This is a genomic window from Pseudomonas sp. Mb7 (genome assembly GCF_054790525.1).
Genome location: NZ_CP186501.1, coordinates 707,005 through 733,695 on the forward strand (window position 1 = coordinate 707,005; position 26,691 = coordinate 733,695).

The 26,691-nt window shown below is 59.4% G+C and carries 26 protein-coding genes and 1 tRNA gene; 11 read left to right on the top strand and 16 right to left on the bottom strand.

What is annotated here, in order from left to right:
- Window positions 1-13 precede the first annotated feature (13 nt).
- Entirely contained in the window at window positions 14-1,162 is a 1,149-nt protein-coding gene (yiaY, locus tag ACOYXH_RS03250; protein ID WP_460410253.1) for an L-threonine dehydrogenase, read from the top strand.
- A 31-nt stretch (window positions 1,163-1,193) separates the two neighbouring features.
- Here the strand turns inward: yiaY and ACOYXH_RS03255 are convergent, their stop codons facing one another.
- Complete coding sequence (locus ACOYXH_RS03255; RefSeq protein ID WP_095125604.1) at window positions 1,194-1,811, bottom strand: hypothetical protein; 618 nt, start codon at window positions 1,809-1,811, stop codon at window positions 1,194-1,196.
- 221 nt (window positions 1,812-2,032) lie between these two features.
- Here ACOYXH_RS03255 and ACOYXH_RS03260 point away from each other — a divergent pair, with 221 nt between their 5' ends.
- The 8 genes from ACOYXH_RS03260 to ACOYXH_RS03295 all read left to right on the top strand — a co-directional run bounded on the left by ACOYXH_RS03260 (window position 2,033) and on the right by ACOYXH_RS03295 (window position 8,572).
- Window positions 2,033-3,310: an NHL repeat-containing protein gene (locus ACOYXH_RS03260; RefSeq protein WP_460410254.1), complete on the top strand. Its 1,278-nt coding sequence runs from the start codon at window positions 2,033-2,035 to the stop codon at window positions 3,308-3,310.
- A gap of 368 nt (window positions 3,311-3,678) precedes the next feature.
- Entirely contained in the window at window positions 3,679-4,413 is a 735-nt protein-coding gene (locus tag ACOYXH_RS03265; protein ID WP_449123162.1) for a PA3715 family protein, read from the top strand.
- A gap of 29 nt (window positions 4,414-4,442) precedes the next feature.
- Entirely contained in the window at window positions 4,443-5,171 is a 729-nt protein-coding gene (locus ACOYXH_RS03270) for a PA3715 family protein (RefSeq protein ID WP_095125602.1), read from the top strand.
- Window positions 5,172-5,175: 4 nt separating this feature from the next.
- Window positions 5,176-5,592 (top strand): fosfomycin resistance glutathione transferase, encoded by a 417-nt coding sequence (gene fos / locus ACOYXH_RS03275; protein WP_095049186.1) that lies wholly within the window; start codon window positions 5,176-5,178, stop codon window positions 5,590-5,592.
- A gap of 60 nt (window positions 5,593-5,652) precedes the next feature.
- Window positions 5,653-6,291 (top strand): LysE family translocator, encoded by a 639-nt coding sequence (locus tag ACOYXH_RS03280; protein WP_095049187.1) that lies wholly within the window; start codon window positions 5,653-5,655, stop codon window positions 6,289-6,291.
- Window positions 6,292-6,370: 79 nt separating this feature from the next.
- Window positions 6,371-7,720, top strand: a complete 1,350-nt coding sequence (locus ACOYXH_RS03285; protein ID WP_320413986.1) for a sensor domain-containing protein — start codon at window positions 6,371-6,373, stop codon at window positions 7,718-7,720.
- A gap of 116 nt (window positions 7,721-7,836) precedes the next feature.
- Window positions 7,837-7,992 (top strand): KGG domain-containing protein, encoded by a 156-nt coding sequence (locus tag ACOYXH_RS03290; RefSeq protein ID WP_007911485.1) that lies wholly within the window; start codon window positions 7,837-7,839, stop codon window positions 7,990-7,992.
- 76 nt (window positions 7,993-8,068) lie between these two features.
- The gene (locus ACOYXH_RS03295) at window positions 8,069-8,572 is read left to right on the top strand and encodes a DUF4142 domain-containing protein (RefSeq protein WP_220558257.1); all 504 of its coding nucleotides are present in this window, start codon (window positions 8,069-8,071) and stop codon (window positions 8,570-8,572) included.
- 81 nt (window positions 8,573-8,653) lie between these two features.
- Here the strand turns inward: ACOYXH_RS03295 and ACOYXH_RS03300 are convergent, their stop codons facing one another.
- Window positions 8,654-9,064: a low affinity iron permease family protein gene (locus ACOYXH_RS03300; protein ID WP_007911483.1), complete on the bottom strand. Its 411-nt coding sequence runs from the start codon at window positions 9,062-9,064 to the stop codon at window positions 8,654-8,656.
- Between the two features lie 164 nt (window positions 9,065-9,228).
- Between ACOYXH_RS03300 and tam the strand changes: the two genes are divergently transcribed.
- Window positions 9,229-9,999, top strand: a complete 771-nt coding sequence (gene tam / locus ACOYXH_RS03305) for a trans-aconitate 2-methyltransferase (protein WP_460410255.1) — start codon at window positions 9,229-9,231, stop codon at window positions 9,997-9,999.
- A 203-nt stretch (window positions 10,000-10,202) separates the two neighbouring features.
- Here the strand turns inward: tam and ACOYXH_RS03310 are convergent, their stop codons facing one another.
- Window positions 10,203-10,940 carry a class I SAM-dependent methyltransferase gene (locus ACOYXH_RS03310; RefSeq protein WP_220558840.1) on the bottom strand — a complete coding sequence of 246 codons (738 nt, stop codon included), beginning with the start codon at window positions 10,938-10,940 and terminating at the stop codon, window positions 10,203-10,205.
- Between the two features lie 571 nt (window positions 10,941-11,511).
- Here ACOYXH_RS03310 and ACOYXH_RS03315 point away from each other — a divergent pair.
- Window positions 11,512-11,874 carry a DUF6124 family protein gene (locus ACOYXH_RS03315; protein ID WP_220558260.1) on the top strand — a complete coding sequence of 121 codons (363 nt, stop codon included), beginning with the start codon at window positions 11,512-11,514 and terminating at the stop codon, window positions 11,872-11,874.
- An 86-nt stretch (window positions 11,875-11,960) separates the two neighbouring features.
- On the opposite strand, the gene ACOYXH_RS03320 is transcribed toward ACOYXH_RS03315, so the two are convergent.
- The 13 genes from ACOYXH_RS03320 to ACOYXH_RS03380 all read right to left on the bottom strand — a co-directional run bounded on the left by ACOYXH_RS03320 (window position 11,961) and on the right by ACOYXH_RS03380 (window position 26,642).
- The gene (locus ACOYXH_RS03320; protein ID WP_220558261.1) at window positions 11,961-12,365 is read right to left on the bottom strand and encodes a type II toxin-antitoxin system HicB family antitoxin; all 405 of its coding nucleotides are present in this window, start codon (window positions 12,363-12,365) and stop codon (window positions 11,961-11,963) included.
- 217 nt (window positions 12,366-12,582) lie between these two features.
- Window positions 12,583-12,656: transfer RNA gene (locus tag ACOYXH_RS03325), tRNA-Gly, on the bottom strand.
- A gap of 158 nt (window positions 12,657-12,814) precedes the next feature.
- Complete coding sequence (locus tag ACOYXH_RS03330; RefSeq protein WP_095049196.1) at window positions 12,815-13,699, bottom strand: alpha/beta fold hydrolase; 885 nt, start codon at window positions 13,697-13,699, stop codon at window positions 12,815-12,817.
- A gap of 316 nt (window positions 13,700-14,015) precedes the next feature.
- Complete coding sequence (locus ACOYXH_RS03335; RefSeq protein WP_460410257.1) at window positions 14,016-14,708, bottom strand: pseudouridine synthase; 693 nt, start codon at window positions 14,706-14,708, stop codon at window positions 14,016-14,018.
- Window positions 14,709-14,741: 33 nt separating this feature from the next.
- Entirely contained in the window at window positions 14,742-14,972 is a 231-nt protein-coding gene (locus ACOYXH_RS03340; RefSeq protein WP_064119704.1) for a cysteine-rich CWC family protein, read from the bottom strand.
- Window positions 14,965-16,452 (bottom strand): sensor domain-containing diguanylate cyclase, encoded by a 1,488-nt coding sequence (locus ACOYXH_RS03345; protein ID WP_095049198.1) that lies wholly within the window; start codon window positions 16,450-16,452, stop codon window positions 14,965-14,967. Before ACOYXH_RS03345 ends, ACOYXH_RS03340 begins: the two co-directional genes overlap by 8 nt.
- A gap of 391 nt (window positions 16,453-16,843) precedes the next feature.
- Entirely contained in the window at window positions 16,844-18,616 is a 1,773-nt protein-coding gene (atzF, locus tag ACOYXH_RS03350) for an allophanate hydrolase (protein WP_460410258.1), read from the bottom strand.
- 24 nt (window positions 18,617-18,640) lie between these two features.
- Window positions 18,641-22,273 carry an urea carboxylase gene (gene uca / locus ACOYXH_RS03355; protein ID WP_460410259.1) on the bottom strand — a complete coding sequence of 1,211 codons (3,633 nt, stop codon included), beginning with the start codon at window positions 22,271-22,273 and terminating at the stop codon, window positions 18,641-18,643.
- Window positions 22,274-22,551: 278 nt separating this feature from the next.
- Window positions 22,552-23,193 carry an urea amidolyase associated protein UAAP2 gene (locus ACOYXH_RS03360; protein WP_095049201.1) on the bottom strand — a complete coding sequence of 214 codons (642 nt, stop codon included), beginning with the start codon at window positions 23,191-23,193 and terminating at the stop codon, window positions 22,552-22,554.
- An 11-nt stretch (window positions 23,194-23,204) separates the two neighbouring features.
- Window positions 23,205-23,930 carry an urea amidolyase associated protein UAAP1 gene (locus tag ACOYXH_RS03365; protein ID WP_460410854.1) on the bottom strand — a complete coding sequence of 242 codons (726 nt, stop codon included), beginning with the start codon at window positions 23,928-23,930 and terminating at the stop codon, window positions 23,205-23,207.
- Window positions 23,931-23,955: 25 nt separating this feature from the next.
- Window positions 23,956-24,744, bottom strand: a complete 789-nt coding sequence (locus tag ACOYXH_RS03370) for an ABC transporter ATP-binding protein (RefSeq protein WP_095049203.1) — start codon at window positions 24,742-24,744, stop codon at window positions 23,956-23,958.
- Window positions 24,741-25,556: an ABC transporter permease gene (locus tag ACOYXH_RS03375; protein ID WP_095049204.1), complete on the bottom strand. Its 816-nt coding sequence runs from the start codon at window positions 25,554-25,556 to the stop codon at window positions 24,741-24,743. Before ACOYXH_RS03375 ends, ACOYXH_RS03370 begins: the two co-directional genes overlap by 4 nt.
- Window positions 25,557-25,574: 18 nt before the next feature.
- Window positions 25,575-26,642 (bottom strand): putative urea ABC transporter substrate-binding protein, encoded by a 1,068-nt coding sequence (locus ACOYXH_RS03380; RefSeq protein ID WP_095049205.1) that lies wholly within the window; start codon window positions 26,640-26,642, stop codon window positions 25,575-25,577.
- Between the last annotated feature and the right edge of the window lie 49 nt (window positions 26,643-26,691).

The window sequence follows — 26,691 nt, forward strand, 5'->3', positions numbered from 1 at the left end:
AGGAGATGCGCGCATGACCAGCACCTTTTTCATTCCGGCGGTAAACATCATGGGCAACGGCTGCCTCGACGAAGCCATGGTCGCCATTCGCAATTACGGTTTTCGCAAAGCGCTGATCGTCACTGACGTGGGGCTGGCCAAGGCTGGCGTGGCCACGATGGTCGCCGAGAAACTGGCGATGCAGGACATCGATTCGGTGATTTTCGACGGCGCCAAACCGAACCCGAGCATTGCCAATGTCGAGTCGGGGCTGGGCCTGCTCAAGGAAAGTCGCTGCGATTTCGTCGTCTCGCTGGGCGGCGGTTCGCCGCACGACTGCGCTAAAGGCATTGCCCTGTGCGCGACCAATGGCGGGCAGATTCGCGATTACGAGGGCGTCGACCAATCGAGCAAGCCGCAACTGCCGCTGATCGCGATCAATACCACCGCCGGCACCGCCAGCGAGATGACCAGGTTTTGCATCATCACCGACGAATCGCGCCACGTGAAAATGGCCATCGTCGACCGTAATGTCACGCCGCTGCTGTCGATCAACGACCCGGCGCTGATGCTCGCCATGCCCAAAGGCCTGACCGCCGCCACCGGCATGGATGCGCTGACCCACGCCATCGAGGCTTATGTCTCGACCGCCGCCAACCCGATCACCGACGCCTGCGCCCTGAAAGCCATGACCCTGATCAGCAACAATCTGCGCTTGGCTGTGCGTGACGGCAGCGACCTTGCCGCGCGGGAAAACATGGCGTACGCGCAGTTCCTCGCCGGCATGGCCTTCAACAATGCTTCGCTCGGTTACGTGCATGCGATGGCGCATCAGTTGGGCGGTTTCTACGACTTGCCTCATGGCGTGTGTAACGCCGTGCTGCTGCCTCATGTGCAGACGTTCAACGCGCTGGTGTGTGCCGAGCGGCTGACCGATGTTGCCCACGCCATGGGTGCAGATATTCGCGGTTTCAGCGCGGAAGAGGGCGCGCAGGCGGCGATCAATGCGATCCGCTGCCTGGCCAGGGATGTCGAAATTCCCGGTGGCTTGCGTGAACTCGGCGCCAAGCTCAGTGATATTCCGCTGCTCGCCACCAATGCGCTGAAAGACGCCTGCGGTTTGACCAATCCTCGGGCGGCGGATCAGCGCCAGATCGAGGAGATTTTTCGCAACGCGTTTTGAGCGGTCATGACGGGGGCAACGGGCTTGACTGCTAGGTTTTGCCCTTGTCTTTGTCCTCAGTGATCACCGTAAATGTTCGAACACGGCCCCAGTCTGACAATTCTCCGTTGATGTTGTGAATGGCGGATATTCGATACCTGCCTTTCGTTAGGGGGGGTGTAGCTTGAGTATGCCATTGCATTTCGCTGTCGACGCTGGCTCTGGCAATCTCCAGGTCGGTGTCCAAATCGATAATGCTAACGATGCCAATGGGCTTGGTGACATTGCCATAAAAGACCGGAACGGCATCTACCTCCGCTTCTTCCTCCGGTCCCATCACTATCGGAATGTTGACGGGGGGCACCAAGAGCGCCTTGTATTTGCGCACTTCACTCCAACCTGACATGACGCCATCCACCTCCTGGCGGGCCTTGATCCTATGCTCTCCCGGAAACTGGGCACCGCTGAAGCTAAACGCCCATCGTCCCTTTGCGCTGACCTGTCCTCCACCCAGCGAATGTGTCTCTTCAACGTTCCAGACCTGCACCAGAGCCCCCGGTATACCGCTGCCGAGAAACAGTGTTGCAACCCCCGTGTTCTTGTCCTCTTCGGGGTAGGTGATGGTCGGGGGCGGGACAGGTTGCGTATTGGGTTTGTCGGGAGTGCTCATTGTGCTTCTCGTTTCAGGCTGAATTTGAAACGAAACACTGGCACGGTGTGTCCCGTTTAGAACCTGTAAGAACTACCAGTTTTTTAGCTTTTTTTACTTGATCGGTAATTTCGTTTTCTTCTAAAAAACTGTCATTTCTGTCAGTTGTCTGCTGTGGCTGCTTCGGATCGAATGCTCTGACAACGGGGGTCGACTCCGATCGCCTTGAGGAGCACACGAACATGCCGAAAGCCAATGCACGTAAAGCACGATCAGCCGGTGAGCTGGATCAGACCTTTGCCCATTCGGGCCTGCAAACACTGCAGTTTCCAGCCGCGCGCAAAACCATCGGGAAAAGTGTCGCAGTGCTGCCTTCGGGACACATCATGGTCAGTACGACCGTCATCGATGCATCGGGAGCCTCGCATTACGGCCTGACGCGACTGCTCGCGGACGGTCATCTCGATACCAGCTTCGGCGAGGGCGGGTACCTTCACGGTCAGTTTGTCAGGGGGCGATTGTCACAAGGCGGGAACCTGGCCGTCGTCGAGAGCGGCGTATTCTGGTTGTGCGCAGTGCTTGCAGATGCAGCAGGCAAGCTTGAGCAAATCATCGCTCGATTCAAACCGGACGGTACGCTCGATCCCGAATTTGGTGATGGACAGACTGGCTACCGAGTCGTGCCGACGCGTATTCCCGTGCTGAACAATGCCACGGGCGGCCGCTTGATACTGGCGCACTCCACTCCAGCGAAAGCGCTGCCGGACAGATTGCTTTTCGTCACCTCTCAAGGGGGCAGCGGGTTGTTGACGCGTTTTTTTCTGGATGGCAAGGATGACCCGGAGTTTGCAGGCAAAGGCTGGATTCACCTGACGCTTTCCGGTGTGGCGATCACGTTGCACGGGGTTACGCAGTTGGACGATGGGCAGATTCTGGTCCATGGCAAGACTGAAGTGACCAACCAAGGTTTAGTCATGGCTTACGAGCGTTCCGGGCAGGTTGCCACGTCGTTCGGCAAGGACGGTACGCTGCTGCTGGAACTGCAAAATGCGGGTGCACCGCTCGAAAGCTCGGTGAATCGCATCGTTGGGCAATCGGCGCAGCGCCTGTTGTTGATCGGATCGGCCGTCGAGTCGTCTGCCGGGGAAAAGCGTCAGCATGGCTTCATCAGCGGGATCACCCGCGACGGTGAGTTTGATCCAGCATTCAACGGCGGTGCGCCAGTCATTACTGCCGCAACGCGGCCACTGGATCTTAAAAGCTGGAGCGCAGGGTTTGCGCTGGATGACTTCCCCGGTCCGCGAATCGTCACGGTCGGGCAGACCTCGGACGGAGAACGACGCTTACTCACCGGAGGCTTTTTGGTCGATGGCGCCGTGGATCCTGCATTTGATGTCGAAGGCGCCGCCGGTATCGAGTGGATTGCGCAGGATGCCTGTCTGCAGGAGTCGTCAGTGTTGGTACTGGGGCAGAGAAATGAAGCCGCTCATCTGGTGCGATTGTTGACGGTAGCGGACTGACGGGGAGGGCTGACAAGCCTTCGCTGAAGGGGCTGGCCTCTTCGCGAGCAAGCTCGCTCCCACAGTTGATCGCATTTCCCAGTTGAAATGCATTCCCCTGTGGGAGCGAGCTTGCTCGCGAAGACTGACTTCCAGACGCAGAAAAATCATGGATTCATGACATCAGCTAACAGCCAGTCCGCTCCTCTCAAGCATCCGAATCAACACCACCCCCCCGCGATCACCAACATCGCCCCGCCACCCGCGACGCCGTCAACTGCTTCTCGCTACCAAACGGGAAATGCGCTTTGGTCTACTGATGATTCGGTTGAAAGGGCCGATATAGCAAGGGATAGTGCGCGGCTGAAAAAGTAATCAAGGAGCGGGAATTGACAATGAAGTCTGGCTGGATCGGATGTGCGGCATTGTGCGGGTGGTTGCTGGCGGGGCAGGCATTGGCCGATTGCACGCCGGCGCCAAAGGCGCATGAGATGGATTTTTCCATCTGTAAGGATTGGCCAGCGTATCCAGGGCTGACGCTCACCGCCGCCGCCAACTTCTCGCCCGATCCGGTGTATGGCGAGTCAGAGACTATAGGGCTTTACGATCTGCGTTTGGCCTTGGTGGCGAGTGCAGACTCCAAGCCGTTAGCGAGCTTTTATCAGCCCTCGGCATTCTCTGTGGATGCCATCGCGCTGGACGAACTGAAATTCGATACCGCCCGCTATAAGCTCACGCCGCAATTGCAGGCCTTTGGCGTTCGGGTTCGATTCAAAGGCTCTTCCCGTGTGAATCCTTTGGATGAAACCTGGTTGTCGCTCTATGTGAAAGACGGCAACGCATTGCGTCCTGTCATGGATCGGCTGGTGGTTTATGAATATGGCGGAGAGTGGGATGGCAATTGTGCGGGAGAGCGCTACGAGACTACGCGAACCGTGGCTCTGGCCAAGACCAGCAGCCATGGCTTTGCCGATCTGATGATCAAAACGATCCGTAGCTCGACCGTTGGCGAGGGCGAGGGCGAGGCGTGTGTATCCAATACCGTCACGCAAAAACCTGTCTTGACGACACTTCGCTATGACGGCAAAAACTACGTAATGCCTGAAGATTTCAAAGGCCTCTAAGACCGATGTCTTTTACTCAAGGAAGAACAATGATCTCGCGTTCCACATTGCTGGGCTCTTTCATCGCAATGGGCCTTTTGACGATGGCCGCTCAAGCCCAGGCCGCCTGCGAAGTGAAGAAGTTCGACGGCCATTCCCTTTCGCGCTGCAAAGCGTGGCCTGCTTTCAATGACCAATCGATTGCGGCGAAATCTTCATTTCTCTCGGATTCGGGCGACGATGAGATGGGGGTATTCGATCTGGAACTGGCGCTCGTCAGTTCGACAAGCGGCAAGAGCCTCGCTACCTATGCAAAGCCGGGTGCCTACAATTCCGATGCCATTAGTTTCGACGATCTGACAATCGATACGGCCCGTTACCGATTGGCTGCTGATGTCCGTGCATTCGGTTTGCGTTCAAAATTCGCCAGTCACGGCTCCAGAGCCAATCCTTACGCAAAAACTGATTTGGCGTTGTATGTGCGCGAAGGCAACAAATTGCGCCCTGTGCTGGAAGGCTTGGTGATTCGCAAGGAGTTCGGCGAAGGAACGGATGAGTGTGGAACCGAGGACACGCAAATCCGCAGAACTATCGATCTCGGCCCGACGAGCCACCATGGTTTCGCCGATCTGATCGTCAGCTCAAGTGGTTCAGTTTACAAATCCTTCCTGTCGGGCAAAGACTGCATCTCGAAAACGATCGAGATGAAGAAAACTCGCGTCACCCTGACCTACGACGGCCAACAATACATCGTCCCCGAAGACCTCAGAGGTTACTGACCCGATGCTCACCGGCCTCAACCACCTGACCCTCGCGGTCAGCGATTTGAATCGCAGCCTCGCCTTCTACCGTGATCTGCTGCAGTTGCGCGTCGAAGCCACGTGGGATGCCGGCGCCTACCTGTCGCTGCCGGGGCTGTGGTTGTGCCTGTCGCTTGATCCGCTGCGTTCGAGTCAACCGTGCGCCGATTACACCCATTACGCTTTCAGCCTCGATGCAGCCGATTTCTCAACGTTTGTGCATAAGCTACAAGCGGCAAACGTGCAAGAGTGGCGGGATAACCGCAGCGAAGGTGCGTCGTTCTACTTTCTCGATCCCGATGGCCACAAGCTCGAAGCGCATGTCGGCGATCTCGCTTCACGGCTGTCGGCGTGTCGGCAAAAACCGTACGCCGGCATGCGTTTTTACGACGAGTCATGATCAGACTCATTTGTCTGTTATAGACTGGCGGCCACGTGTTCTGGCGCTTGCAGGTTTTCCATGACTCCATCGTTGCTAATGGCCGTGCTGGCCTCGGGTTTCATTTACGGCATTACGCCCGGGCCGGGTGTGCTGGCGGTGTTCGGCATCGGTGCAGCCCACGGGCGGCGGGCCGGGGCGGGGTTTCTTTGCGGGCATCTGCTCGGCGATGTGGTCTGGTGCAGCACCGCGCTGATCGCGATTGTCGGCGCCCGGGAAATCGGCAGCACCGCGTTTGATGTGCTCGGTGTGCTCAGCGGTGTGTACCTGTTCTGGCTCGGCTGGCGCGCGGTGCGCGCCCAGCGTCGCAACGGTGACGAGCCGCAGGGCGCGGCGCGCAATCCGTTCTGGCACGGCATTCTGTTCGGCTTGACCAATCCCAAGGCTTATCCGGTGGCGGTCGCGACCTTCACCGCGCTGTTGTCGAGCCGCGCCGAACTGCTCAACTGGTCGATGCTGCCGGCGTTGATTGCCCTGAGTTTCCTCGGTGGCTTGCTGGCCTACGCTATTCTGATTGGCGTGGTCGGCGCGCAACGGGTACGCACGCTGTATCAGCGTCATGAGTTGCTTATCACCCGCTTGTGCGGCGTGATGTTTATCGGTTTTGCCATCAACGCGCTGGTGCATGCACTGCCGGGGCTGATGCCGAACAAGGCTTGAAAATGTGTGCAGGGAGGCGCAATAAAAAGGTCAGGGATGGTTGATCAGTGCTGCATTGTCCGGACACCCACGCTGAACCATGGAAAGCCGAAATTCCGCGCCGTTGGCGAGTTTTATTGATCTGTTGCTGGACGCCGTTTGCGCGGTCGACAAGCAGGGTCGCTTCGTTTTTGTCAGTGCCGCTTGTGAGCGTGTTTTCGGTTATTCGCCTGAAGAGTTGATCGGCCGGCAAATGATCGAGCTGGTGCACCCGGCGGATCGTCAGCGCACTCTGGCTGCCGCCAACGAAATCATGGGTGGCGAACCCAAACTCAACTTTGAAAACCGTTACCTGCGCAAGGACGGCAGCGTCGTGCATATCCTCTGGTCGGCGCGCTGGTCGGAAGTCGATCAGTTGCGCATCGCCGTGGCGCGCGACATCACCGAGCGCAAGCAGGCCGAGTCGCGCCAGGCTGCGCTCTATGCGATATCCGAAGCGGCCCATGCGGCTGAGGATCTGCTGGCGCTGTTCAAGCGTATTCATCTGATCATCGGCGAATGGCTGCCGGCGATGAATTTCTCCGTGGCGCTGTACGACGAGCACTGCGCACAACTGAATTTCCCTTATCACGTCGACGATCACGAATTGCAGCCCGAGCAACCGGGCACCGTCACCGGGCGGCTGTGCACGGAAGTTATCCGTAGCGGCCAGCCGATTCTTCTGACACCGGACAGTGCGGATTCCCCAGCCGATTTCGCCGAGTTGGTGGCGGGGCAGAACGCGCCGTGCTGGCTCGGCGTGCCGTTGAACTCGAAAAACGGCACCATCGGCGCCTTGATCGTCAAAAGCCTGCCCGGCGGCGAGCGCTACACCGAGCAAGACAAGGAACTGCTGCAATACGTTTGCGCCCAGGTCGCCACGGCCATCGAACGCCAGCAATTGCACGCCCGCCTGCGGCGCATGGCGCAGTACGATCAACTCACGCAGCTGCCCAATCGTGAATTGCTGCGCGATCGCTTGAAGGCTGCGTTGGCCGGCGCTCGCGCGCAATCAGGGCACATGGCCTTGTTGTATGTCGACCTGGATCGCTTCAAACAGGTCAACGACACCTTTGGTCACGCCGTCGGCGACATGCTCCTGCAAACCGTGGCCAACCGCCTAAAAGGCTGCGTGCGGGAAACCGACACCGTGGCCAGAATTGGCGGCGATGAATTTGTCGTGCTGCTGCACAGCGTGCAGGTTTCGGAAGATGCTGACGGCGTGGCGGAAAAAATCCGCCAGGTCCTGGTGCAACCAATGCGCCTCGATGGCCACAACCTTCACATCGAACCGAGCATTGGCGTCGCCCGCTATCCAGAGCACGGCAGTGAGGAACAGCAACTTTTTCGCCATGCCGATCAGGCGATGTACGCCGCCAAACGCTTGAACCATCACGCGTTGAATAGTTGATCCGGGGCCGCCGTTCGTCGCAGCGACTGCAATTTTTCTAAACCTTTGCCGGCCAGAAAATTCTCAATCTAGGCGGGCACCTGCTCGCCACGATCATTACCAAGAGGTAGAGAATCATGCCTAATTCAAGAAACTCGAACTCGGGAAACTTCGCCAACGATCGAACGAAGGCCTCTGAAGCAGGTCGCAAAGGTGGGAAAACCACCACAACGACCGTCGACAAAGAGCCAAAACCAGATATGGGCCGCAAGCCCGCTCAGAAATCGAAGTAGTCGGTGAAGGTAGTTTTGATTGAGAGGCGGGGGCGTAAGCTCCCGCTTGAATTTTGCAAGTAAGGAGGGCGCGACCATGAGCCGAATGGCCACCCGTATACGTACCGTGAGTTTTGCATCGCTGTTGGGTCTGTGTGCCAGCAGTGCTTTTGCCCAGTCGCCCGCCGATTTCATCAACGATGCCTCGGCCAAAGGCATGGCCGACATCGAGGCCAGTCGTCTGGCCCACAGCAAGGCCGAATCGAAAGAGGTCAAGGACTACACCATCGTCGTCATCAACGACCGTACGACGGCCAATCAGCACTTGGCGAAAATCGCCAAGAAGCTCGACCTGCCCGTCGCGCCCCGTGAAGAACTGGCCGACAAGGCCAAGGAAATGATGCCGCAAGTGACCGACGGCGCCTCCTTCGATCAGGCCTACGCCGCCAGTCAGGTCAAAGCCACTGAAGAGGCCATCGAGCAGATTCAGCAGGAAGCGCAGACCACCGACGTGCCGGAGATCAAGGCGTTTGCCGACGAGACATTGCCGAAACTGCAAAGCCATCTGGAGAAGGCTCGCGCCTTACAGGCTAGCCGCTAATCAAGGTTAAAAGATCGCAGCCTGCGGCAGCTCCTACACCAAACTTCGTAGGAGCTGCCGAAGGCTGCGATCTTTTGCTTTTTAGCACTCATTCAAGTCCTGCTTCGACTTACTCTTCTCGCCCAGCCCCTCTAGATTGAACACTTCCCCTTCGCCCAACGAGCGGTAGTGCCTGCGCAACGCCTCAAGTTGCTTCAAATCCAGCGCCTCCAGCCCAAGCATCGCGTTTTGCGCTTCTTTGGTCACCAACAACAACTCATCGATCTTCAAATGGAGAATGTCGGTATCGCGGTTCTGCGTGTTCTGGATCAGGAACACCATCAGGAAGGTGATGATGGTGGTCGAGGTGTTGATGATCAGTTGCCAGGTGTCGTTGTAATCAAAGATCGGCCCGCTCAGTCCCCACAACCCGATCAGGATCAATGCGCCCATGAAGGTCTTGGGACTACCGGCCACCATCGCGAGCTTCTGGGAGATTTTTGCGAATTTCATAGCCGTGTTCCTTATTGGGAAGAGTCTTGAAATTCAGACATTGGCGGCTGGTGGAAAATTCTAATTACAAATCCACCCACGTCACCGGACGTTGGTAGGAGAGGCAGGCGCGCTGGATCGCGGTATCGTGTCGAACCGCTGAAATGCCCCGACAGGAGAACGCAATGAGTTGGTCCGCCAAACAATACGTCGCTTTCGAAGATGAACGCACCCGCCCGGCCCGCGATCTGCTGGCGGCGATTCCCGCGGCTGAAGCGCGAACAGTGGTCGATATCGGTTGCGGTCCCGGCAACTCGACGGAGCTGCTGGTACAGCGTTATCCCGGGGCGAAAGTCAGCGGGCTGGACAGCTCGGCGGACATGATCGATGCCGCACGCAAGCGCTTGCCAGAGTTGCAGTTCGAGGTGGCCGAGATTGATAAGTGGGCCGATGCAGGCCCGTTCGATGTGATCTTCGCCAACGCCGTGTTGCAGTGGGTGCCGGATCACGCGACGTTGCTGCCGGCGTTGGCCAGCAAGTTGTCGGTCGGTGGCAGTCTGGCGATCCAGATGCCGGATAACCTTAATGAACCCTCACACCGCTTGATGCGTGAAGTCGCCGCGGATGGTCCGTGGGCGAGCAAGCTCAGCGGTGCAGCGGGGCAACGTACCGACATGGCGAGTGCCAGCGATTATTTCTCGATGCTGCGGCCGCACTGTGCGCGGGTCGATGTGTGGCGCACCACCTATCACCATCAGCTGTCTGGCGGGGCAGCGGGGGTGGTGGAGTGGTTCAAGGGGAGCGGGTTGATTCCGTTTTTGAATCCGCTGACCGAGGCGGAAAAGGCGCAGTACCTGGAGCAGTATCTGGCGGAGGTTGAGAAGGCTTATCCGGCATTGGCGGATGGCTCGGTGTTGTTGCCATTTCCACGCTTGTTTATCGTTGCGACTCGCTGAAATAAATTGGGCCTGTTTTTCGGCTGGAGATTTTTGGTGCGCTTTCGGACGGGCCCCTCATCGGAACGCCGCCCGCCCAGCCCTCTCCCGAGGGAGAGGGAGCCGATGGCCGTTGCTTCAAAAACCTGAGTTCAGCTCGATATTTCAGGTCGGCGTAACCCTAGAGAACAACTCGGTCAGTCCCCTCTCCATTTGGGAGAGGGCTAGGGTGAGGGCTTCTGCACCGCCACCAACATCATCATCGGCCGCTCCCGCTCTTCCGCCAGCGCCGGTTGCGCCGCCACTTCAGCATCGCTCGGCCCCCATTCATTGACATGTCGAATCGTGAACCCTGCGTCGATCAGCGAATTGAGCAATGTCCCCACCGTACGATGCTGCTTGATCACACCCTCAGCCAACCAGTTTGTAACCCGCTCGCCCTCCAGCTGATAGCTGTCCAGCGGCCAACGCTTGTTGCCTTCGCTATCTACCAACCAACCCGGATTACGCGGCGCCATAAAGATTGGATGCTCAATGGAAAACACAAAATGCGAACCCGGCTTCAGTGCCGCGTACAGGTGCGCAAACAGCCCCGGCAGATCCTTGATGTAGTGCAGCGCCAGTGAGCTGTAGGCCAAATCAAAACTACAGGCTGACAGATCGAGCTGTTCCAGATCAGCGCGCTCATAACAAATATTCGCCGCCGCCGTGGTCTCCCGCGCCCGCTCCAGCATCTTCTCCGAGACATCAAGTCCCAAGACACTGGCGGCGCCATTCTCAAGCGCCCAGCGACTGAACCAGCCATAACCGCAGCCCAGATCCACCACGTTCAGGCCGTGCATGGATGGCAACAGCGCCTTGAGCGCCGGCCACTCCGGCGCCGCGTCGAGGCCACTGATGGAGCGGTTCATCTGGCTGTAGCCCTGGAAAAATTCGGGATCGTCGTAAATATTTTGCGTCATGGTGAAGGCTCTTCTGAGTTCGGTCGTCAGCGGCAAAGTGGCCGCGATTGGAATCCCTCGAAAGTGATGGCGCGTATTCGTCGATGGCCGCGCAGGAGGAGGGTGGTGGGTGATGAGGAAATGCTAGTTGGTCGGGTGGGAGGTGGAAACCGGTGGAGTGTTATGGATCTGTAATGTCGGGGAAATCGCTATATTTTATCGCTGCGTAAACGTCTTCCGAGCGAAGTGTTTAAAGGCGTGCAGTGTTACGTCCTGAAGCCTACAAATCCTTGCGCCGTTGCCTACCGCTACGCCAGAATCCGCCGGCTTGTGCGCCTTTGGGGCAGTCGGTAACTTGGTTCGCGTCACTGATTTCCAGTGATCGGGTTTAGTAGCCTGGCATCCTCAATCTAAATAGCTGCATGAGTACCACTCAGTCAGGCGAATGCTTGCACCTGATGGTGGCTGTGCGCATGGCGCCCTCGGGTGCGCCGGATTTGGATTGGGGTCCGGTCTACTAACTTGCGCACAGCTGCCACCCATCCGTTTAGTAGCGAGATCGGTTGCGGCCTTACTAAAAGGTCTCAATCCAATGTTCAAAGTTACGCCCAATCCGCCGGAAACCGATCCGGCATCCCCCTACGAATCACCCAATTCCAAAAAATTCCACGAAGCCGCCGAGCGCGCGCTCGACCACTACCTCAGCCCCACGGCCAGAATCATGGGTTCCACCCACGAACCCGAACCGATGTACCTCGCCAACCCTGCCTACGACACCGAGTCTCTGCTGGCCAACGCCAGCGAAACCCTCGGCTCGGCCACCACCATGCTCAACAACTTCGCCGCGCTGCTCGACACCTCACACCGCAAAACAGCGCTCGGTATCGCGCAAGTCGTCATGTTGGGGGAATTGGCGGTGAATCAGGCACTGGATAAGGTCGTGCCGGCGGCGTAATCACAACATCGTCGATGTGTAGCAGACACAAAAAAACCGGCTTTAAAGGCCGGTTTTTTGTAGTTGCGCCTACGGATATTCACGATTCAGGGCGCCAACATCCGCAACGCCGCCGAAGTCAAAAACGCCGAACGATTCTTCTCCTCCGGATGATGGTGAACGTGAAGATCAATGCGCTCCAGCAGGTAGCCCGGCAGCGTAATACTCACTTCCTGCGGACTCCCGAGGCACCGACCGACATCCGCGTCCACCAATGCCCAAACGCAGCCTGCGTATTTCGGATTGGAAAAGTGAGTTCCAAGTTTGCCTGCGACCGGAATGGCTGCACCACTTTCGGCCAGAATCTCGATGTGGGCCTCTATGGCCGCTTTTGCCATCTCAATGGCATTCTCTTGATCCTCTCCTGCAGAAAAACATCCCGGCAGATCCGGCACCTCAACACCCCAGGCACATTCACTGTCACTGGCAGAGATTGCGATTGGATAGAGCATCTAGATCATCTCCTTGAGCACGCAGCGCTTCTTATCGTTAGAGAGATCAAAGGGTAAAGGGGGATGGCGAATCTGCAATCAACGGTGTGTTTCTGAATGGTTCTGCGCCCAAGTGACCAACCTCAAATCCCAGACACAAAAAAACCGGCCCTGTAGGCCGGTTTTTGCTGTTCTTGCATCCCCCGTCAAAAAACACAACGTGAGATCAAAATTCGATTGGAGCGGGTAGAGGGAATCGAACCCTCGTCGGAAGCTTGGGAAGCTACTGTTCTACCATTAAACTATACCCGCTCAGAGCGGCTGACTTTGTACCAGACTCGGCCACGGATTTGAAGTTTTTCTTTTACTCATGAACGCTTTGAATCACTGAAAACGGTCAATCGCGGGCGAGCACTGCGGTGAGAAAAGCAAAATCTCAGCCCCGCAGCCTCGCGCGCGATGACACTCTTTCAAATAGCCAATGCATGTTGATCCTGAACAAACGAGTAACGCGTTCGGCTGGCTTGCTGTGCCGGTTTCAGAAAGCCGAGCAGGGCGTTCTGGCTGTCGCGGCACGCGGCCTTGTGTTCCATGTCGAGGAAGTGCCCGGTGGCTTGTAGCGTGGTAAACGTGCTCTGCGCCACGTGGTTGCCGAACAGGCGTGCGTCCTCGGCTGCGGTGTATTCGTCCCATTCGCCGTTTAGAAACAGCACCGGCACGTTGATCTTTTTCGCTGCGTTCAGATAGCACTGCCGATCGCTGTGCAACACGTCGCTGATGTGGAAGTGCATCTGCCCGTATTCGTGCTCGGCGAGGCTGCTGACGTGGCGATAGTTGAAGCGTTTGAACAGTGACGGCAGGTGTTTACCGATGGTGCTGTTGACCAGATGGCCGACGCGGTCGCCGTCGCGCTGGCCGAGGTAGTCGACGCCGCGTTCGAGGTAATCGAGCATGTGCGCGTTGATCACTGGCGAGAACGAGCTGATCACGGCCCGTTCGATGCGCCGTGGCTGCTGGGCGAGAGCGACCAGGGTCGCGGCGCCGCCCCAGGAGAACGACAGCACGTGTTCGGCGGCGAAGTGGTCAATCAGCTCGAGCAGAATCTGCCCTTCGACGTCCTTGGTCAGATGTTTCTCGTGGCGGTTGTGGGCTTTTGACCGGCCCGCGTAGGGCTGGTCGTAGCAAACCACGTTGAATTGCGGGTGCAGGTTTTTCACAGTCTGTGCAAACGACGCAGTCGTGGCCATCGAGCCGTTGACCAGGATGATGGTCTTTTCTGCGGCGTCTGCGCGATAGAACTCCGTGTAAACCCGATACTGACCCTGTATATCCAGCACAGCGATTTCTGGCCTCATGTCATAAGACTCCTGGCAAGCAAGCGGGTATGCGCGCAAATAGAGATTGCACGAGCTTTGTGACAGGTAGGCATACGCCTGGAATTTGCTTGGCCCATGTCGATCCATGACTGCGGTCGACGGGTGTTGTTATTGGCGGGCAGTCTGCCGGCTGAGGCGGAGCCTTGAAGGCTCTCTACCGGCAAAAAGTTTCTTGGATGTATGTTGTGACTTATCGGTCACAATCTGGCCGACGTCCTGATTCAAGCAGGGGAGTAGGGATCGCGCAAGTGCCGTTGGTAAATTGTTCGACAACTTCTGCTGAGCGGTCGCGAGCTTAGAACAAATGGATCTCTTCGGTGCGCAAAGCGCGGTACTCGCCCGGTTTTAGCGCGTTATCGAGGTGCAGAAGCCCCATGGATTCGCGGTGCAGGCGCAGGACTTTGTTGTTGAAGAAACCAAACATGCGCTTCACCTGATGATAGCGGCCCTCGACGATGCTCAGCCGCGCCGAGCGTCGGCCGAGCAGCTCTAGGTGCGCCGGCTGCGTGGTCAGGTCTTCGAAGGCGAAGTAGATCCCCTCGGCAAAGGTGCTCGCATATTGCGCGCCAATCTCCTGCTCGGTCTCGACGTAGTAGACCTTTGGCAGTTTGGTCTGCGGCTGGGTCAAGCGGCGCGACCACGCGCCGTCGTTGGTGATCAGCATCAGGCCGGTGGTGTTGAAGTCCAGGCGTCCGGCGATGTGCAGGTCGTCCTTGTCCGGCTCATCGATCAGGTCGAGCACGGTGGGATGTTGCGGATCGCGGGTGGCGCTGACGCAGCCCGGCGGTTTGTGCAGCATGAAATAGCGTGCCGGTTTGCCGCTTTGCAGGACTTCGTCATCGACTTCGACACGGCTGAATTCCAGCACTTCGCTGTGCGGATCGCTGACGACTTTTCCGTCAACCCGCACGCGCTTTTCCACCAGCAACAGACGAACCTGCTGACGGTTGTAGCGGGGCAGGTTGCTGAGGAAACGGTCGACACGCATGTTCAGAGTTCGATCAATGAAGGGCCGCGCATCTTACGGGATCGGCCGCTTGGCCGCTTGCAGTTGCGCCTCGACCTGCGCGCAACGCGGGCACAGGCAGGATTGGTTGCGCAGTTCTGGCGGCAGCGCTTCAAGCACGGCCGGGTCGATGCTGACGCCATAGCACCAGCATTCGCGGTCGGCGGTGCGCGGGTCGGCCAAGCTGCAGTCGTTGCGGGCGCCGCAGGCCGGGCAATGATCGGGTTTAACGTCGGAATCAGGCATAAGTCGAGTGAGGCATTTCCACGCAGGTGCGGTTGCGGCCGGTTTGTTTGGCTCGGTACATCGCATGATCGGCCCGCGACAGCAGGCTGTGCAAGGTGTCATCGCGTTGCAGGGTGGTGGCGCCGATGCTCACCGTCAGATTGAGGCTGTGGCCGTCGTAGGCATATTCGTGTTGTTCGACGTGTTGGCGGATCTTTTCGGCAATTTTCTGACCGGTATCGCCGTCGGTGTCCTTCAGTAAAACGATAAATTCCTCACCACCCCAGCGGCAAACAATGTCGACTTGGCGCAGGCAACTTTGCAGGTCGCGGGCAAAACCGATCAGCACCTGATCGCCGGCCATGTGCCCGTAGGTGTCGTTCAACACTTTGAAGTGATCGAGGTCGAGCAGCAGCGCGGTTAACGGTTTGGTCTCGCGTCGGGCTTCGTGCAGGGCCTGTGCGGCGAGAATGTCGAAGCCACGGCGATTGGGCAGTTCGGTGAGGCTGTCGAGTATGGCCTGCGCCTGGATTTTGCTTTGGTAGCGCTTGATCACGCGGTTGAGCAGCGCCAGCACAATCAGCGTCACCAGCAGGCAGATCAGTAGATTCAGATACAGCGACTGACGGATTTCACTCAGGGCGCCGTCTTCGCGTTTATCGACAAACAGGTACCAGTTCAGCTCAGGAATAAACCGCACGTTGAGGAAGTGCCCCTGACCGTGGGCGGAGTATTCGTAGCTGCCGCTGTGCGGTTTCGGCAACTGGCTGACCAGGCTTTTCATGCTCTCGAGTTCACTCAGGCTCTGGCCGATGTGTGCGTCTTCAGGTCCGCCTTCGGCGCCGGTCAGGACCAACCGGCCAAAGGTGTCGACGAAGTACACGCTGCGTTGATAGCGCTGTTGATACTTGTCGATCAGCTTGATCACCGCGTCCACGGTCAGACCGACCCCGGCCGCGCCGATGAAGCGGTTGTGATAGTCGTAAACCTTGTAGTTGATGAAGAAGGTCAGGTTGTCCTTGTTGGCCAGGTCCGGGTCGACGTTGATCTCGTACGGATCCTTCATGTCACGCACGCGGAAGTACCAGGCGTCGCGCGGTTCATCGACCTTGACCTGCTTGAGCACGCCTTTGGCGTGGTAGTAGGTGTGGGTGCTGTTGGAGACGAAGAACGCCGTGTAGGCGCCGTAATGGGTCATGACCTCGTCGAGGTAACGGGTCATCTGCTCGGGGTTTTGTTCGCCGTTGACCACCCAGTCGCGCATGAAGGTGTCGCGGGACATCATCGAGGAAATCAGGATCGGCCGGACCAGGTCTTTCTGGATTTCCGAGTAGACCGTGTCGGACGTCAGCGGCAGTTCAGTGTTGACGATGTTGTCGCGGATCGACTCGCGGGAGGCGTAGTAGCTGAGCAACGACGTGGCGAGGAACCCGGCGCCGAGCAGGGCGATCAGCGTCAGGACCAGCGAGCGTTGCGAGTACAGGGGAGAACGAAGCGGCATGGCGGTTCCGTTGGCAGTGGCCCGATGGCATGCATTCTAGTGGGATGGCCGGGAAAAGACTGCGGGATTTATGCCTGAAATGGCGGGGGATATGACGTAGAGGGTGTGTCAGAAGGATAGCTCCCTCACCCCAGCCCTCTCCCGGAGGGAGAGGGAGCTAGATTGTGGTGATTTCAAAAATTGTGTTCGGCTCGGTATCACTGAATGACAACCACCTGACAAACACCCCGGTCAGTCCCCTCTCCCGGAGGGAGAGGGAGCTAGATTGTGGTGATTTCAAAAATTGTGTTCGGCTCGGTATCACCGAATGGCAACCACCTGACAAACACCCCGGTCAGTCCCCTCTCCCTCCGGGAGAGGGCTAGGGCTAGGGTGAGGGTTGGTTTCTGGATCAGTTCCGAGTCTCAAGATACGCCCGCCAGCCCCCCAAATGGCTGATGTCCAGCGCACCCTCCAGTCCATACGGCTCACAAATAAACCCGCTCTCCCAACGTCCATCCGCCAGTTGCACCTTGCCCAGTCCCAGCGGTGCCGGAATCCCGGTGAGGAACGAGCCCAATTCACTGCTCGGCAACTCCCACACTTCCACCGCAATCGTCACGCCGCCATCCTTTACCCGCACCATTCCCGGCCGCAATGGTGGGCCGCCGGCCAACGCATACAGTTGATAATCAGGTGAGCTCAACGTCGTCTCCAGCAAGCGCCCACCCCGCTGGGTCAGTTGCCAGTTCAACGCCAACCCTTGCAGATGCGCGCCACACACCACAATGCGTGCGCGATCATGGCGAGCTGCGTTCGCCGGTGTCGGCAGGTCGGAATCCAGCTGACGCTGCAGCGCATCGGCCACGCTCAACAGGTATTGATCGGTGAACGCCCGGCCAAACAGCGTCACGCCCCACGGCAAACCGTTGGCCATGAACGCGCTCGGCATGGCGACGGCGGCGTAGTCGAGCAGGTTCATGAAGTTGGTGTAGTAACCCAGTTCGGAGTTGCGCAGCACCGGTTCGGCGTGCAGTTCGGCCAGCGTCACCGCACGACCGATGGTCGGGCTCAGCACGCAGTCGAGGCCTTCGAGGGCCTGATCGCACAGGGCTTTCAGTGCTTGCAGCCGATACTGCGCACGGAAGGTCTGCACGCCGGTCACCGCCGGGGCTTTCGCCAGCACGGCTCGAATCACCGGTAACACCGCTTCGGGATTCTGCTCCATCAACTCACCCGCCACGCTATAGCGCTCGGCAACCCAGGGCCCTTCGTAAAGCAGGCGCGCGGCTTCAAGGAAGGGCGACAGGTCCAGTTCGACCGCTTCGCCACCCAAAGCCTTGAGCCGGTCGATGGCATCGCCGAACAACAGCGGCCCTTCGACGCAACCGAAAAACTCAAGATCCTGCGCACGCGGCACACCGAAACGAAATGCGCGTGGTGCTCCAAACGCCGAGCCGTCATTCCACGATGGATTGCGACGGCTGTACTCATCACTCGGATCTAGTTTGGCGGTCAGCGCCAGCAACTGACTGGCCTCACGCGCTGTGGCGGTGAACGTGGTCACGCAATCCAGCGTGCGACAAGCCGGCAGCACGCCGGCCGTGGAGATCAGCCCTTTGCTCGCCTTCAACCCGACCAGATTGTTCAGCGCCGCGGGCACCCGACCGGAGCCTGCGGTATCGGTGCCCAAGGCAAAACTCGCCACGCCCAATGCCACCGCCAGCGACGAACCGGCGCTGGAACCGCCGGACGGATATTCCGTCAGCACACTGTTCGGGCATGCGCCATAAGGCGAGCGGCTGCCGTTGAGGCCCGTGGCAAATTGATCGAGATTGGTCTTGCCCAGCGGAATCGCTCCCAAGGCGATCAACTGCTCGACGATGGTCGCCGAGCGTTCCGGCACATAAGCGAAGTCCGGACACGCGGCGGTGGTCGCAATCCCCGCCAGATCAATGTTGTCCTTGATTGCAAACGGCACGCCGTACAGCGGCAGGTTGTCGAGGTCACGACCGTCGAGGGCGGCGAGATACGGCTCCAGTTCGGCGGCGCTGAGCAGATGAATGAACAAGTGATAATCCGGGTTCAGCGCGGCGGCTTTCTCGCGCAATTTCAGCAGCAGTTGGCGCGGTGTGGTGTCGCCATTGCGATAGGACTGGCGCAGAACATCGAGTTGCAAATTCATGAGTAGATCCTTATCCAATTGGCTTCAGTCGAGTGCCAGCACCACGATCCGTTGTCCGGCGCGCACCGCCGAACCGGGTTGCACGCGAATCTCGCGCACCACCCCGGCCAGCGGCGCGAGTACCGGGATCTCCATCTTCATCGACTCGAGAATCACCAGCACATCGCCCGCCGCGACACGGCTGCCGGCCTCGACCTGCACCTGCCAGAGATTGCCGGCAATGTGGCTGTCAACGCTGTGTTCTCCGTCGGCTAGCGGCGCGTCTTCGCTGGACTCCGGCACGGCTTCTTCGCTGTCGAAATGCGCCTGACCGCTGGCGATCCAGCGTTCGCGTTCGGCGTTGAAGGCGCCCTGTTGCTGGGCACGAAAGGCGTTGATGCCTTCGGCTTCGCGATTGAGAAAAGCCTGATAATCGGCAAGGTTGAGCTGGCTGTGTTCGATGTTGAGATCGAAACGCCCCAGCGGAAAATCGCGGCGGATGCGCAGCAGTTCTTCGGCGCTGACCGGGTAGAAACGAATCTGATCGAAGAAGCGCAGCAGCCATGGTTTGCCATCGAACGCGGCGACTTCGCGGTAGCGATTCCACATCTGCAAGGTGCGCCCGACAAACTGATAACCGCCGGGGCCTTCCATTCCGTACACGCACATGTAGGCGCCGCCGATGCCCACCGAATTTTCGGCGGTCCAGGTGCGCGCCGGGTTGTATTTGGTCGTGACCAGGCGATGGCGCGGATCCAGCGGCGTGGCGACTGGCGCTCCGAGGTAAACGTCGCCAAGGCCCATCACCAGATAGCTCGCATCGAACACCGTGCGCTGTACTTCGTCGAGATTCGGCAGGTCGTTGATGCGGCGGATGAACTCCAGATTGCTCGGGCACCACGGCGCGTCCTTACGCACGGTGGTCATGTATTTCTCGATGGCCAACTGGCAAGCCGGGTCGTCCCACGACAGCGGTAAATGCACAATACGTGACGGCACTTGCAGGTCGTTGGCGGCGCACACCGCGTCCCATTCACCGGCGACGATGCCGAGCAGATCGGCCAGCGGCAGTTGCTCGGGCTGGTAGTGGATTTGCAGCGAGCGAATGCCGGGGGTGAGATCGATCACGCCGTGCAGGGATTTGAGTTCCAGCGCTTGCATGAGGGCGTGGGCGCGGAAACGCAGAACAAGATTGAGTTCAGGCTCGCCGATTTCCAACAACAAATGCGTATCCCCGGAAACCCGCGCAACAAGCCGCACATCCCCTTGACCCAACTCCAATACCACAGGTGACACAAGATCCTGTGGGAGCTGGCTTGCCAGCGATGAAGTTAATGCGGTGTCTGGCCGGGCCCCATCGCTGGCAAGCCAGCTCCCACAGTTATCCCATTGACAGGCGAGATCGCGAGCGGTTTTTAGATTGACCGGAATGAACTGGATTTTATCGCCTGCCTTGAGCTGCCCAAGTTGCCACAGATCCGCTTCGATCACCGTCACCGGGCAGACAAACCCGCCAAGGCTTGGGCCATCCGGGCCGAGGATCACCGGCATATCCCCGGTGAAATCCACCGCGCCAATGGCATACGGATTGTCGTGAATGTTCGACGGATGCAATCCGGCCTCGCCACCGTCGGCCCGCACCCATTCCGGTTTCGGCCCGATCAGACGAACACCGGTGCGGCTGGAGTTGAAATGCACTTCCCATTGGGTTTCAAAGAACGTGCCGATATAGTTTTCCGTGAAGTATTCCGGTGCGCCGTGCGGGCCGTAAATCACCCGAATCTGCCGCACCGCCGGCAACGCGGTGATGTGCTGCTCGGCCAGTTGCTCACCAGCACTGCGATCCTTCAGCGCAGCGATATGCAACACGTCCCCGGCACGCAACGCCCGACCACCATGCCCACCAAACTGGCCAAGGGTGAAGGTGCTTTTACTGCCCAGATAATCCGGCACCTGCAAGCCACCGCGCAGGCACAGATAACTGCGTGCCCCGGCGCCACTGATGCTGCCCAGATGCAACGTTGCGCCCGCCGGGATCAGCAGGGCGGTGTTCATCGGTACGCTTTCGCCCTCGAGCGTCACGCCGATCGGCGCGCCGGTCACTGCGATAACCGCTTCACAATTGAAGCGCAACAGCGGCCCGCTCATGGTGATTTCCAGCGCCGCTGCCCCGTCAGCATTGCCGAGCAAGCGGTTGCCCAGACGCAATGCACGGCTGTCCATCGGCCCCGATGGCGGCACACCGACCGCCCAGTAACCGAGGCGACCGGGATAGTCCTGCACGCTGGTTTGCGTGCCGGCGCTGAGCACTTCGAAGGTGTTGGCGCGATAGACCAGATTCTCCAGACAACGGGTCCACGGCTCGCCGCTGGCGAATGGAGTGTCGCGGAGAATCTGCCGCAGATAATCACGGTTGGTTTCCACGCCGTACAACAAACTATCGCCCAATGCTTGATGCAACTCGGCACGCGCCTGTTCGCGGCTCGGCGCCCAGGTGATGACTTTGGCGATCATTGGATCGAAGTACGGCGGAATCTCGCAGCCAGCCTCGACCCAGGTATCGATGCGCAGTTGAATGCCGTTGGCCGGCGGAAACTCCACCGCCGTCAGCAAGCCCGGGCTTGGCTGGAAATCGCGGCCCGGATCCTCCGCATACAGCCGCGCCTGAATCGCATGGCCGTCAGGTTTCAACTGGCGATACAACTCGCTCAGCGGCGGCAGCTCACCCGCCGCCAGCTCAACCATCCAGCGCACCAGATCGACGCCCCAGACTTGTTCAGTGACGCCGTGTTCCACCTGCAACCGTGTGTTCACTTCGAGAAAGTAGAAGCGCTGCGCCTCGCTGTCGAAGACGAATTCCACCGTGCCGGCGCTGCGATAGTTCACCGCTTTCGCCAGCTTGATCGCCGCTGCGCACAACTCTTCGGCCATGCCGTGCGGCAGGTTCGGCGCCGGGGTTTCTTCGAGGACTTTCTGATTGCGCCGCTGCACCGAGCAGTCGCGCACGCCGAGGGCGATGACCTCACCGCGACCGTCACCGAACACCTGAACTTCCAGATGGCGGGCGCGCTGAATGTACTTCTCGATGAACACGCCAGCGTCGCTAAAGTTGTTCTGGCCGAGACGTTTTACCGCTTCGAAGGATTCGCTCAATTCGCTGGCGCTGCGGCACACGCGCATGCCGATGCCGCCACCGCCGGCGGTGCTTTTCAGCATCACCGGGTAGCCGACCTGTTCGCCGGCAATCAGCGCGGCGTCGAGGCTGTCGAGCAGTTCGGTGCCTTCGAGCATGGGCACGCCGTGCTGTTTGGCCAGCGCACGGGCGGTGTGCTTGAGGCCGAATACGCGCAGTTGTTCCGGCGTCGGGCCGATGAAAGCGATGTTGTGCGTTGCGCAGGCTTCGGCGAACGCGGCGTTTTCCGAGAGAAACCCGTAACCGGGATGGATCGCCGTGGCGCCGCTTTGTCGGGCGATGGCGAGGATTTTATCCACTGCCAGATAGGTACCGGCAGCGGCGCCTTCACCGAGGCTGTGCGCTTCATCGGCGTGCAGAATGTGCAGGCTGGCGGCGTCGGCTTCGGAATACACGGCCACGCCTTTGACCTGCAGTGAAGCAAGGGTGCGCAGGATGCGGCAGGCGATGGCGCCACGGTTGGCGATGAGGATTTTTTCGAACATGGCATAACCCCTGAAGGGGAAGCGGGCCGTCCCGCCGTTTTTCGACAGACATCCGGGTCGTCCCGGATGAAAAAAACACTTCAGATCACCACCGAGCCCCTGTAGGAGTGAGCCCGCTCGCGATAGCGTCGGATCAGTCAAAACTCATGTACCTGACACACCGCGATCGCGAGCAGGCTCACTCCTACAATGGGATTTGTGGTGGTTTCACTTTTTAAGGCACTGGCCGGAACGGGCCTGGCACAGGGCGAATAGCCAACGGCGCAAACGGCTGATTTTCAGTTCCATACCAGCAGCTCCGCAGGTGTCGGGTTATAGGCGTTGCACGGGTTGTTCAATTGCGGGCAGTTGGAAATCAGCACGATCACATCCATCTCCGCGCGCAAATCGACGTACTTGCCCGGCGCCGAAATCCCGTCCTCGAAGGTCAGCCCGCCATCCGCCGTCACCGGCACATTCATGAAGAAATTGATGTTCGGCCCGATGTCGCTTTTGCCCAGTCGCCCATCATGGACACAAGCGCGCAGGTAGTTGTCGCGGCAGCTGTGCATGTAGCGTTTTTCCAGGGCGTAGCGCACGGTGTTGCTCTCTTGTGCACAGGCACCGCCGAGGGTGTCGTGGCGTCCGCAAGTGTCGGCGACGATGGTCAGCATCGCGTGGCCGAGGTTGGAATACAGCACGCTGCCGGTGCTCAGGTAGACGCTGTTCTGCCGACGCAAGGTGCGCTGCACGTCGTAGCGTTCCTTGGGATTGGCGAGGCTGTAGAACAACGTATCGATGGCCTGATTACCTTCTAGATCGAGGATGCGCAGGGTCTGGCCGGCCTTGACCTCCATCAGCCAGGGTTCACCGGCCGGGATCGTGGCGCGGTACACCGCTGTGTCGGGTTGGTTTTGCGAAGTGGCGATAGCAACTGACATGGCAGCGATCCTCAGGCGAACAAACGGTCGGTGTTGATAAAGCCGCGCTCATTTTCCGGGCGCGAGGTGCGGCAGTGTTCGGCGACGCTGGCGTCGGCGTTCATCCAGCTCAGCTTTAGCGGTTTCGGTGCGTATTCCGGCGCCGGATCCATCGGGTGCTGCAGCGCAGTGAGCACCACCAGCGTGTCCATCGGTGCGTACAGTTCGATGTAATCGCCAGCCTTGGAATTGCCTTCGACGAAGTGGAAACGCCCGGCCTCGTCGACGTTGACGCGACTGAACAGATTGAGCGTCATCAACAGGTCGGAGAGGCCCAGGCCCCACTTGCCGAGTTCCACCAGCAGGTTGTCGGTACCGTTGCGGAAGAAGCCGTTGCGCAGTTCCTGATAGCGGCCCTGACCGTACTTCTGCGCGACTTCTTCGGCGCAGAGCACGCCGCCGAGGCTGTCGCTCCAGCCGCAGGTGTCGGCGGTGATTGCAGCCAGCACGCGGCCCATGTCCGAGTACAGGCAATGGCCACTGGTGAGCTTGGCGGTGTGTTGGCATTTGAGGCTGTCGGGCAGGTTCAGCCGCTCGGTTTTTTCATTGGCGTTGAGCAAGGTCAGGCTGACGTTGGCGCCGCCGCGCAGACCGGTCAGGCGCAGCAATTGGCCGCGCTTCAACACGAAGGAACGGTGGCCGCCGCCGGGGAGCATTTCTTCGGCAAACGGTGGAAACAGTTGAGTCGAATCGGTCATCGGCTTATTCATTGAAGAAGTCCTCTCAAGCGGTGCGAAGGGCGCCTGCCAGTGGCAACGGCAGGGCGTCGACGGCGGCGCGTTGGGCGCGGCGGTCGCTGTTCAAAGGGATGTCGTAGGTGATGCGCGCGCCATAGGCGCCGGGGGCGTGCGGGTCGAGGCGAACCTTGTCGAACACCAGCAGACGCGTGCCGAGGCTGAAGCCTTCGGACAGGTCATGGGTGACCATGAACACCGTCAGTTTGGTTTCGCGCCACAGTTCCAGCAGCAAGGCGTGCATGTCTTTGCGGATGCCCGGATCGAGCGCGCCGAACGGTTCGTCGAGCAGCAACACGCGCGGTTTCATGATCAGTGCCTGGGCAATCGCCAGCCGTTGCTGCATGCCGCCGGACAGCTGCGCCGGGTACTTGTCCAGTGCATGGCCGAGGCCAACTTTATTCAGCAATGCTGCCGCTTGTTCGCGAGCTTCACGTTTGGCGCTGCCGAACAGCCGACCGAGCAATGGCGCACGCGGCAGTTCGAGGCCGAGGGCGACGTTGTCGAGCACGCTCAAATGCGGGAACACCGAGTAGCGCTGGAACACCACGCCACGGCTGGCATCCGGTTCGCTGGCCAGCGGCTGACCGTCGAGCAGGATCTCGCCGCGACTCGCCGTTTCCTGGCCGAGCAGCAGACGCAGGAAGGTCGATTTGCCGCAACCGGACGCGCCGACCAAGGTGCAGAACTCGCCCTCGTTGACGCTTAGGTTCAGGCCTTCCAGCACCACCTGATCGGCGTATTGCTGCCAGACGTTTTTCACGGTGATGAAGCTCATTTGGCCGCCCCCTCATACCAAGGGAATGCGCGACGGGTCAGGTATTTCAGGCCCCAATCCATCAGCCAGGCGAGGAGGGTGATCCACACCACATACGGCAGAATCACGTCCATCGCCAGATAACGCCGGACCAGAAAAATCCGGTAGCCGAGGCCGTCGGTGGAGGCGATCGCTTCGGCGGCAATCAGGAACAGCCATGCCGAACCGAGCATCAGCCGCAACGAGATCAACAAACGCGGCAACAGTTGCGGCAGCACTACGCGCAGCATCAACGTCCAGGTCGAGGCACCGAGGGTCTGCGCTTTGATCAGCAGTTCGACGGGGATTTCCCGCGCACGCTGTTCAAGGTCGCGAGCGAGCGCCGGGGTGATGCCGATCACGATCAGCATGACCTTCGACAACTCGCCCAGACCGAACACGATGAACAGAATCGGCAGGATCGCCAGCGGCGGCACCATCGATAGCACTGTCAGCAGCGGCGACAACGGTGCGCCGAACAACGGCAGCGTGCCGGCGGCGATGCCCAGGCACAGCCCGGCCAATGCAGCGATGCCGAGGCCGATGGCCAGGCGCCGCAGACTCGACGCGGTGTCCTGCCACAACAGGTAGTCACCGGTGCGGCTGTCGGCATTGAAGGCCAGGCGTTTTACCGCGTCGCTCATCTGCACGGCGCTGGGCAGCAGTTTGTCGTTGGGGTTTTCCGCCAGGCGCTCGGCCGAGCCCATGAAATAGGCGAACAGCAGCAAAGCGAACGGCAGGATCACCAACAACAGGCGACTGGGGCGATCCGGGTGGCGATTGATCAGGCGCATGGCCAAATCCTCCGTGGCTTACAGCTTGGCGTCGGCGGCCATCTGCACGTAGGTCGGATCGAAACGCAGCTTGAGGTTGCCGGTATCGCCACTGGTCACGCCGTTGGCGAAGGCCATGCCGACCGCGCTGGTGTCTTTCGCGCCTTCACCGAGCAAGCCGTGCAGGAAGGAGAATTCGGCGACCTTGCGCATGGTTTCCGGCAGTTGCTTGCTGGTGGCGAAACTCAGCGCTTCGCTTGGCGTGGCGAACAGTCTGGTGGTGTCGAGTTGCGCCTGGAATCCGGCCAGATCCGTGCCCGAGGCCTTGGCCATGTGCTCCAGCGCAGCTTTGCTCGCGGCGTTCTTGGCGTTCATCAGCTCGACCACTTCGAACCACGCGCCAGTCAGCGCTTTGCCCAGCGCCGGGTTGTCTTTGAGGGTGGCGCTGTTGACCACCATCATGTCCATTATCTCGCCGGGAATCTGGCTGGAGTTGAATACTTCGGTCACGCCCGGCTTGGCCTTGATGTCCGAGAGCATCGGGTTCCAGGTGGTCACGGCGTTGACCTGATCGGTGTTGAATGCAGCGGAAATGTCGGCGTCGGAGGTGTTGACCACTTTCAGGTCTTTTTCGGTCAGGTCGACCGAGTCCAGCGCGCGGGCCAGCAGGTAGTGCGAGACCGACAGTTCGACCAGATTGACGTCCATGCCCTTGAGGTCGGCGACTGTCTTGCCCTCGCCCTTGAGGACGATGCCGTCGTTGCCGTTGGAGAAATCGCTGACGATCAGCGCGGTGCTGTCGACGCCGCCGGCGGCCGGAATGGTCAGCGCGTCCATGTTGGTCATGGTGCAGCCGTCGAACTGGCCGGCGGTGTACTGGTTGATCGATTCGACGTAGTCGTTGAGCTGCACGACGTCGATCTTGATCCCGTACTTCTTCGCCCATTTGTCGACGATGCCTTGGCTGCCGGCGTATTCCCAGGGCATCCAGCCAGCGTAAATCGTCCAGCACACGCTGAAGTGGTCTTTCTGGGCGGCGGGGGATTGCGTGCTGATGAGCGCGGCGAACGCAGCGGCGAGCAGGGCGGGAAAACTTAGTCGAGTCATGGTGGATTCTCCAGTTGATCAAGGGCGGACAGGAAGGCAACGCGGCACC

What these genes read in the sequence shown, in the direction of transcription:
- yiaY (WP_460410253.1), top strand. Translation starts at nt 14, where the DNA reads ATGACCAGCACCTTTTTCATTCCGGCGGTAAACATCATGGGCAACGGC.
- ACOYXH_RS03255 (WP_095125604.1), bottom strand. Translation starts at nt 1,811, where the DNA reads ATGAGCACTCCCGACAAACCCAATACGCAACCTGTCCCGCCCCCGACC.
- ACOYXH_RS03260 (WP_460410254.1), top strand. Translation starts at nt 2,033, where the DNA reads ATGCCGAAAGCCAATGCACGTAAAGCACGATCAGCCGGTGAGCTGGAT.
- ACOYXH_RS03270 (WP_095125602.1), top strand. Translation starts at nt 4,443, where the DNA reads ATGATCTCGCGTTCCACATTGCTGGGCTCTTTCATCGCAATGGGCCTT.
- fos (WP_095049186.1), top strand. Translation starts at nt 5,176, where the DNA reads ATGCTCACCGGCCTCAACCACCTGACCCTCGCGGTCAGCGATTTGAAT.
- ACOYXH_RS03280 (WP_095049187.1), top strand. Translation starts at nt 5,653, where the DNA reads ATGACTCCATCGTTGCTAATGGCCGTGCTGGCCTCGGGTTTCATTTAC.
- ACOYXH_RS03285 (WP_320413986.1), top strand. Translation starts at nt 6,371, where the DNA reads ATGGAAAGCCGAAATTCCGCGCCGTTGGCGAGTTTTATTGATCTGTTG.
- ACOYXH_RS03290 (WP_007911485.1), top strand. Translation starts at nt 7,837, where the DNA reads ATGCCTAATTCAAGAAACTCGAACTCGGGAAACTTCGCCAACGATCGA.
- ACOYXH_RS03295 (WP_220558257.1), top strand. Translation starts at nt 8,069, where the DNA reads ATGAGCCGAATGGCCACCCGTATACGTACCGTGAGTTTTGCATCGCTG.
- ACOYXH_RS03300 (WP_007911483.1), bottom strand. Translation starts at nt 9,064, where the DNA reads ATGAAATTCGCAAAAATCTCCCAGAAGCTCGCGATGGTGGCCGGTAGT.
- tam (WP_460410255.1), top strand. Translation starts at nt 9,229, where the DNA reads ATGAGTTGGTCCGCCAAACAATACGTCGCTTTCGAAGATGAACGCACC.
- ACOYXH_RS03310 (WP_220558840.1), bottom strand. Translation starts at nt 10,940, where the DNA reads ATGACGCAAAATATTTACGACGATCCCGAATTTTTCCAGGGCTACAGC.
- ACOYXH_RS03315 (WP_220558260.1), top strand. Translation starts at nt 11,512, where the DNA reads ATGTTCAAAGTTACGCCCAATCCGCCGGAAACCGATCCGGCATCCCCC.
- ACOYXH_RS03320 (WP_220558261.1), bottom strand. Translation starts at nt 12,365, where the DNA reads ATGCTCTATCCAATCGCAATCTCTGCCAGTGACAGTGAATGTGCCTGG.
- ACOYXH_RS03330 (WP_095049196.1), bottom strand. Translation starts at nt 13,699, where the DNA reads ATGAGGCCAGAAATCGCTGTGCTGGATATACAGGGTCAGTATCGGGTT.
- ACOYXH_RS03335 (WP_460410257.1), bottom strand. Translation starts at nt 14,708, where the DNA reads ATGCGTGTCGACCGTTTCCTCAGCAACCTGCCCCGCTACAACCGTCAG.
- ACOYXH_RS03340 (WP_064119704.1), bottom strand. Translation starts at nt 14,972, where the DNA reads ATGCCTGATTCCGACGTTAAACCCGATCATTGCCCGGCCTGCGGCGCC.
- ACOYXH_RS03345 (WP_095049198.1), bottom strand. Translation starts at nt 16,452, where the DNA reads ATGCCGCTTCGTTCTCCCCTGTACTCGCAACGCTCGCTGGTCCTGACG.
- atzF (WP_460410258.1), bottom strand. Translation starts at nt 18,616, where the DNA reads ATGAATTTGCAACTCGATGTTCTGCGCCAGTCCTATCGCAATGGCGAC.
- uca (WP_460410259.1), bottom strand. Translation starts at nt 22,273, where the DNA reads ATGTTCGAAAAAATCCTCATCGCCAACCGTGGCGCCATCGCCTGCCGC.
- ACOYXH_RS03360 (WP_095049201.1), bottom strand. Translation starts at nt 23,193, where the DNA reads ATGTCAGTTGCTATCGCCACTTCGCAAAACCAACCCGACACAGCGGTG.
- ACOYXH_RS03365 (WP_460410854.1), bottom strand. Translation starts at nt 23,930, where the DNA reads ATGACCGATTCGACTCAACTGTTTCCACCGTTTGCCGAAGAAATGCTC.
- ACOYXH_RS03370 (WP_095049203.1), bottom strand. Translation starts at nt 24,744, where the DNA reads ATGAGCTTCATCACCGTGAAAAACGTCTGGCAGCAATACGCCGATCAG.
- ACOYXH_RS03375 (WP_095049204.1), bottom strand. Translation starts at nt 25,556, where the DNA reads ATGCGCCTGATCAATCGCCACCCGGATCGCCCCAGTCGCCTGTTGTTG.
- ACOYXH_RS03380 (WP_095049205.1), bottom strand. Translation starts at nt 26,642, where the DNA reads ATGACTCGACTAAGTTTTCCCGCCCTGCTCGCCGCTGCGTTCGCCGCG.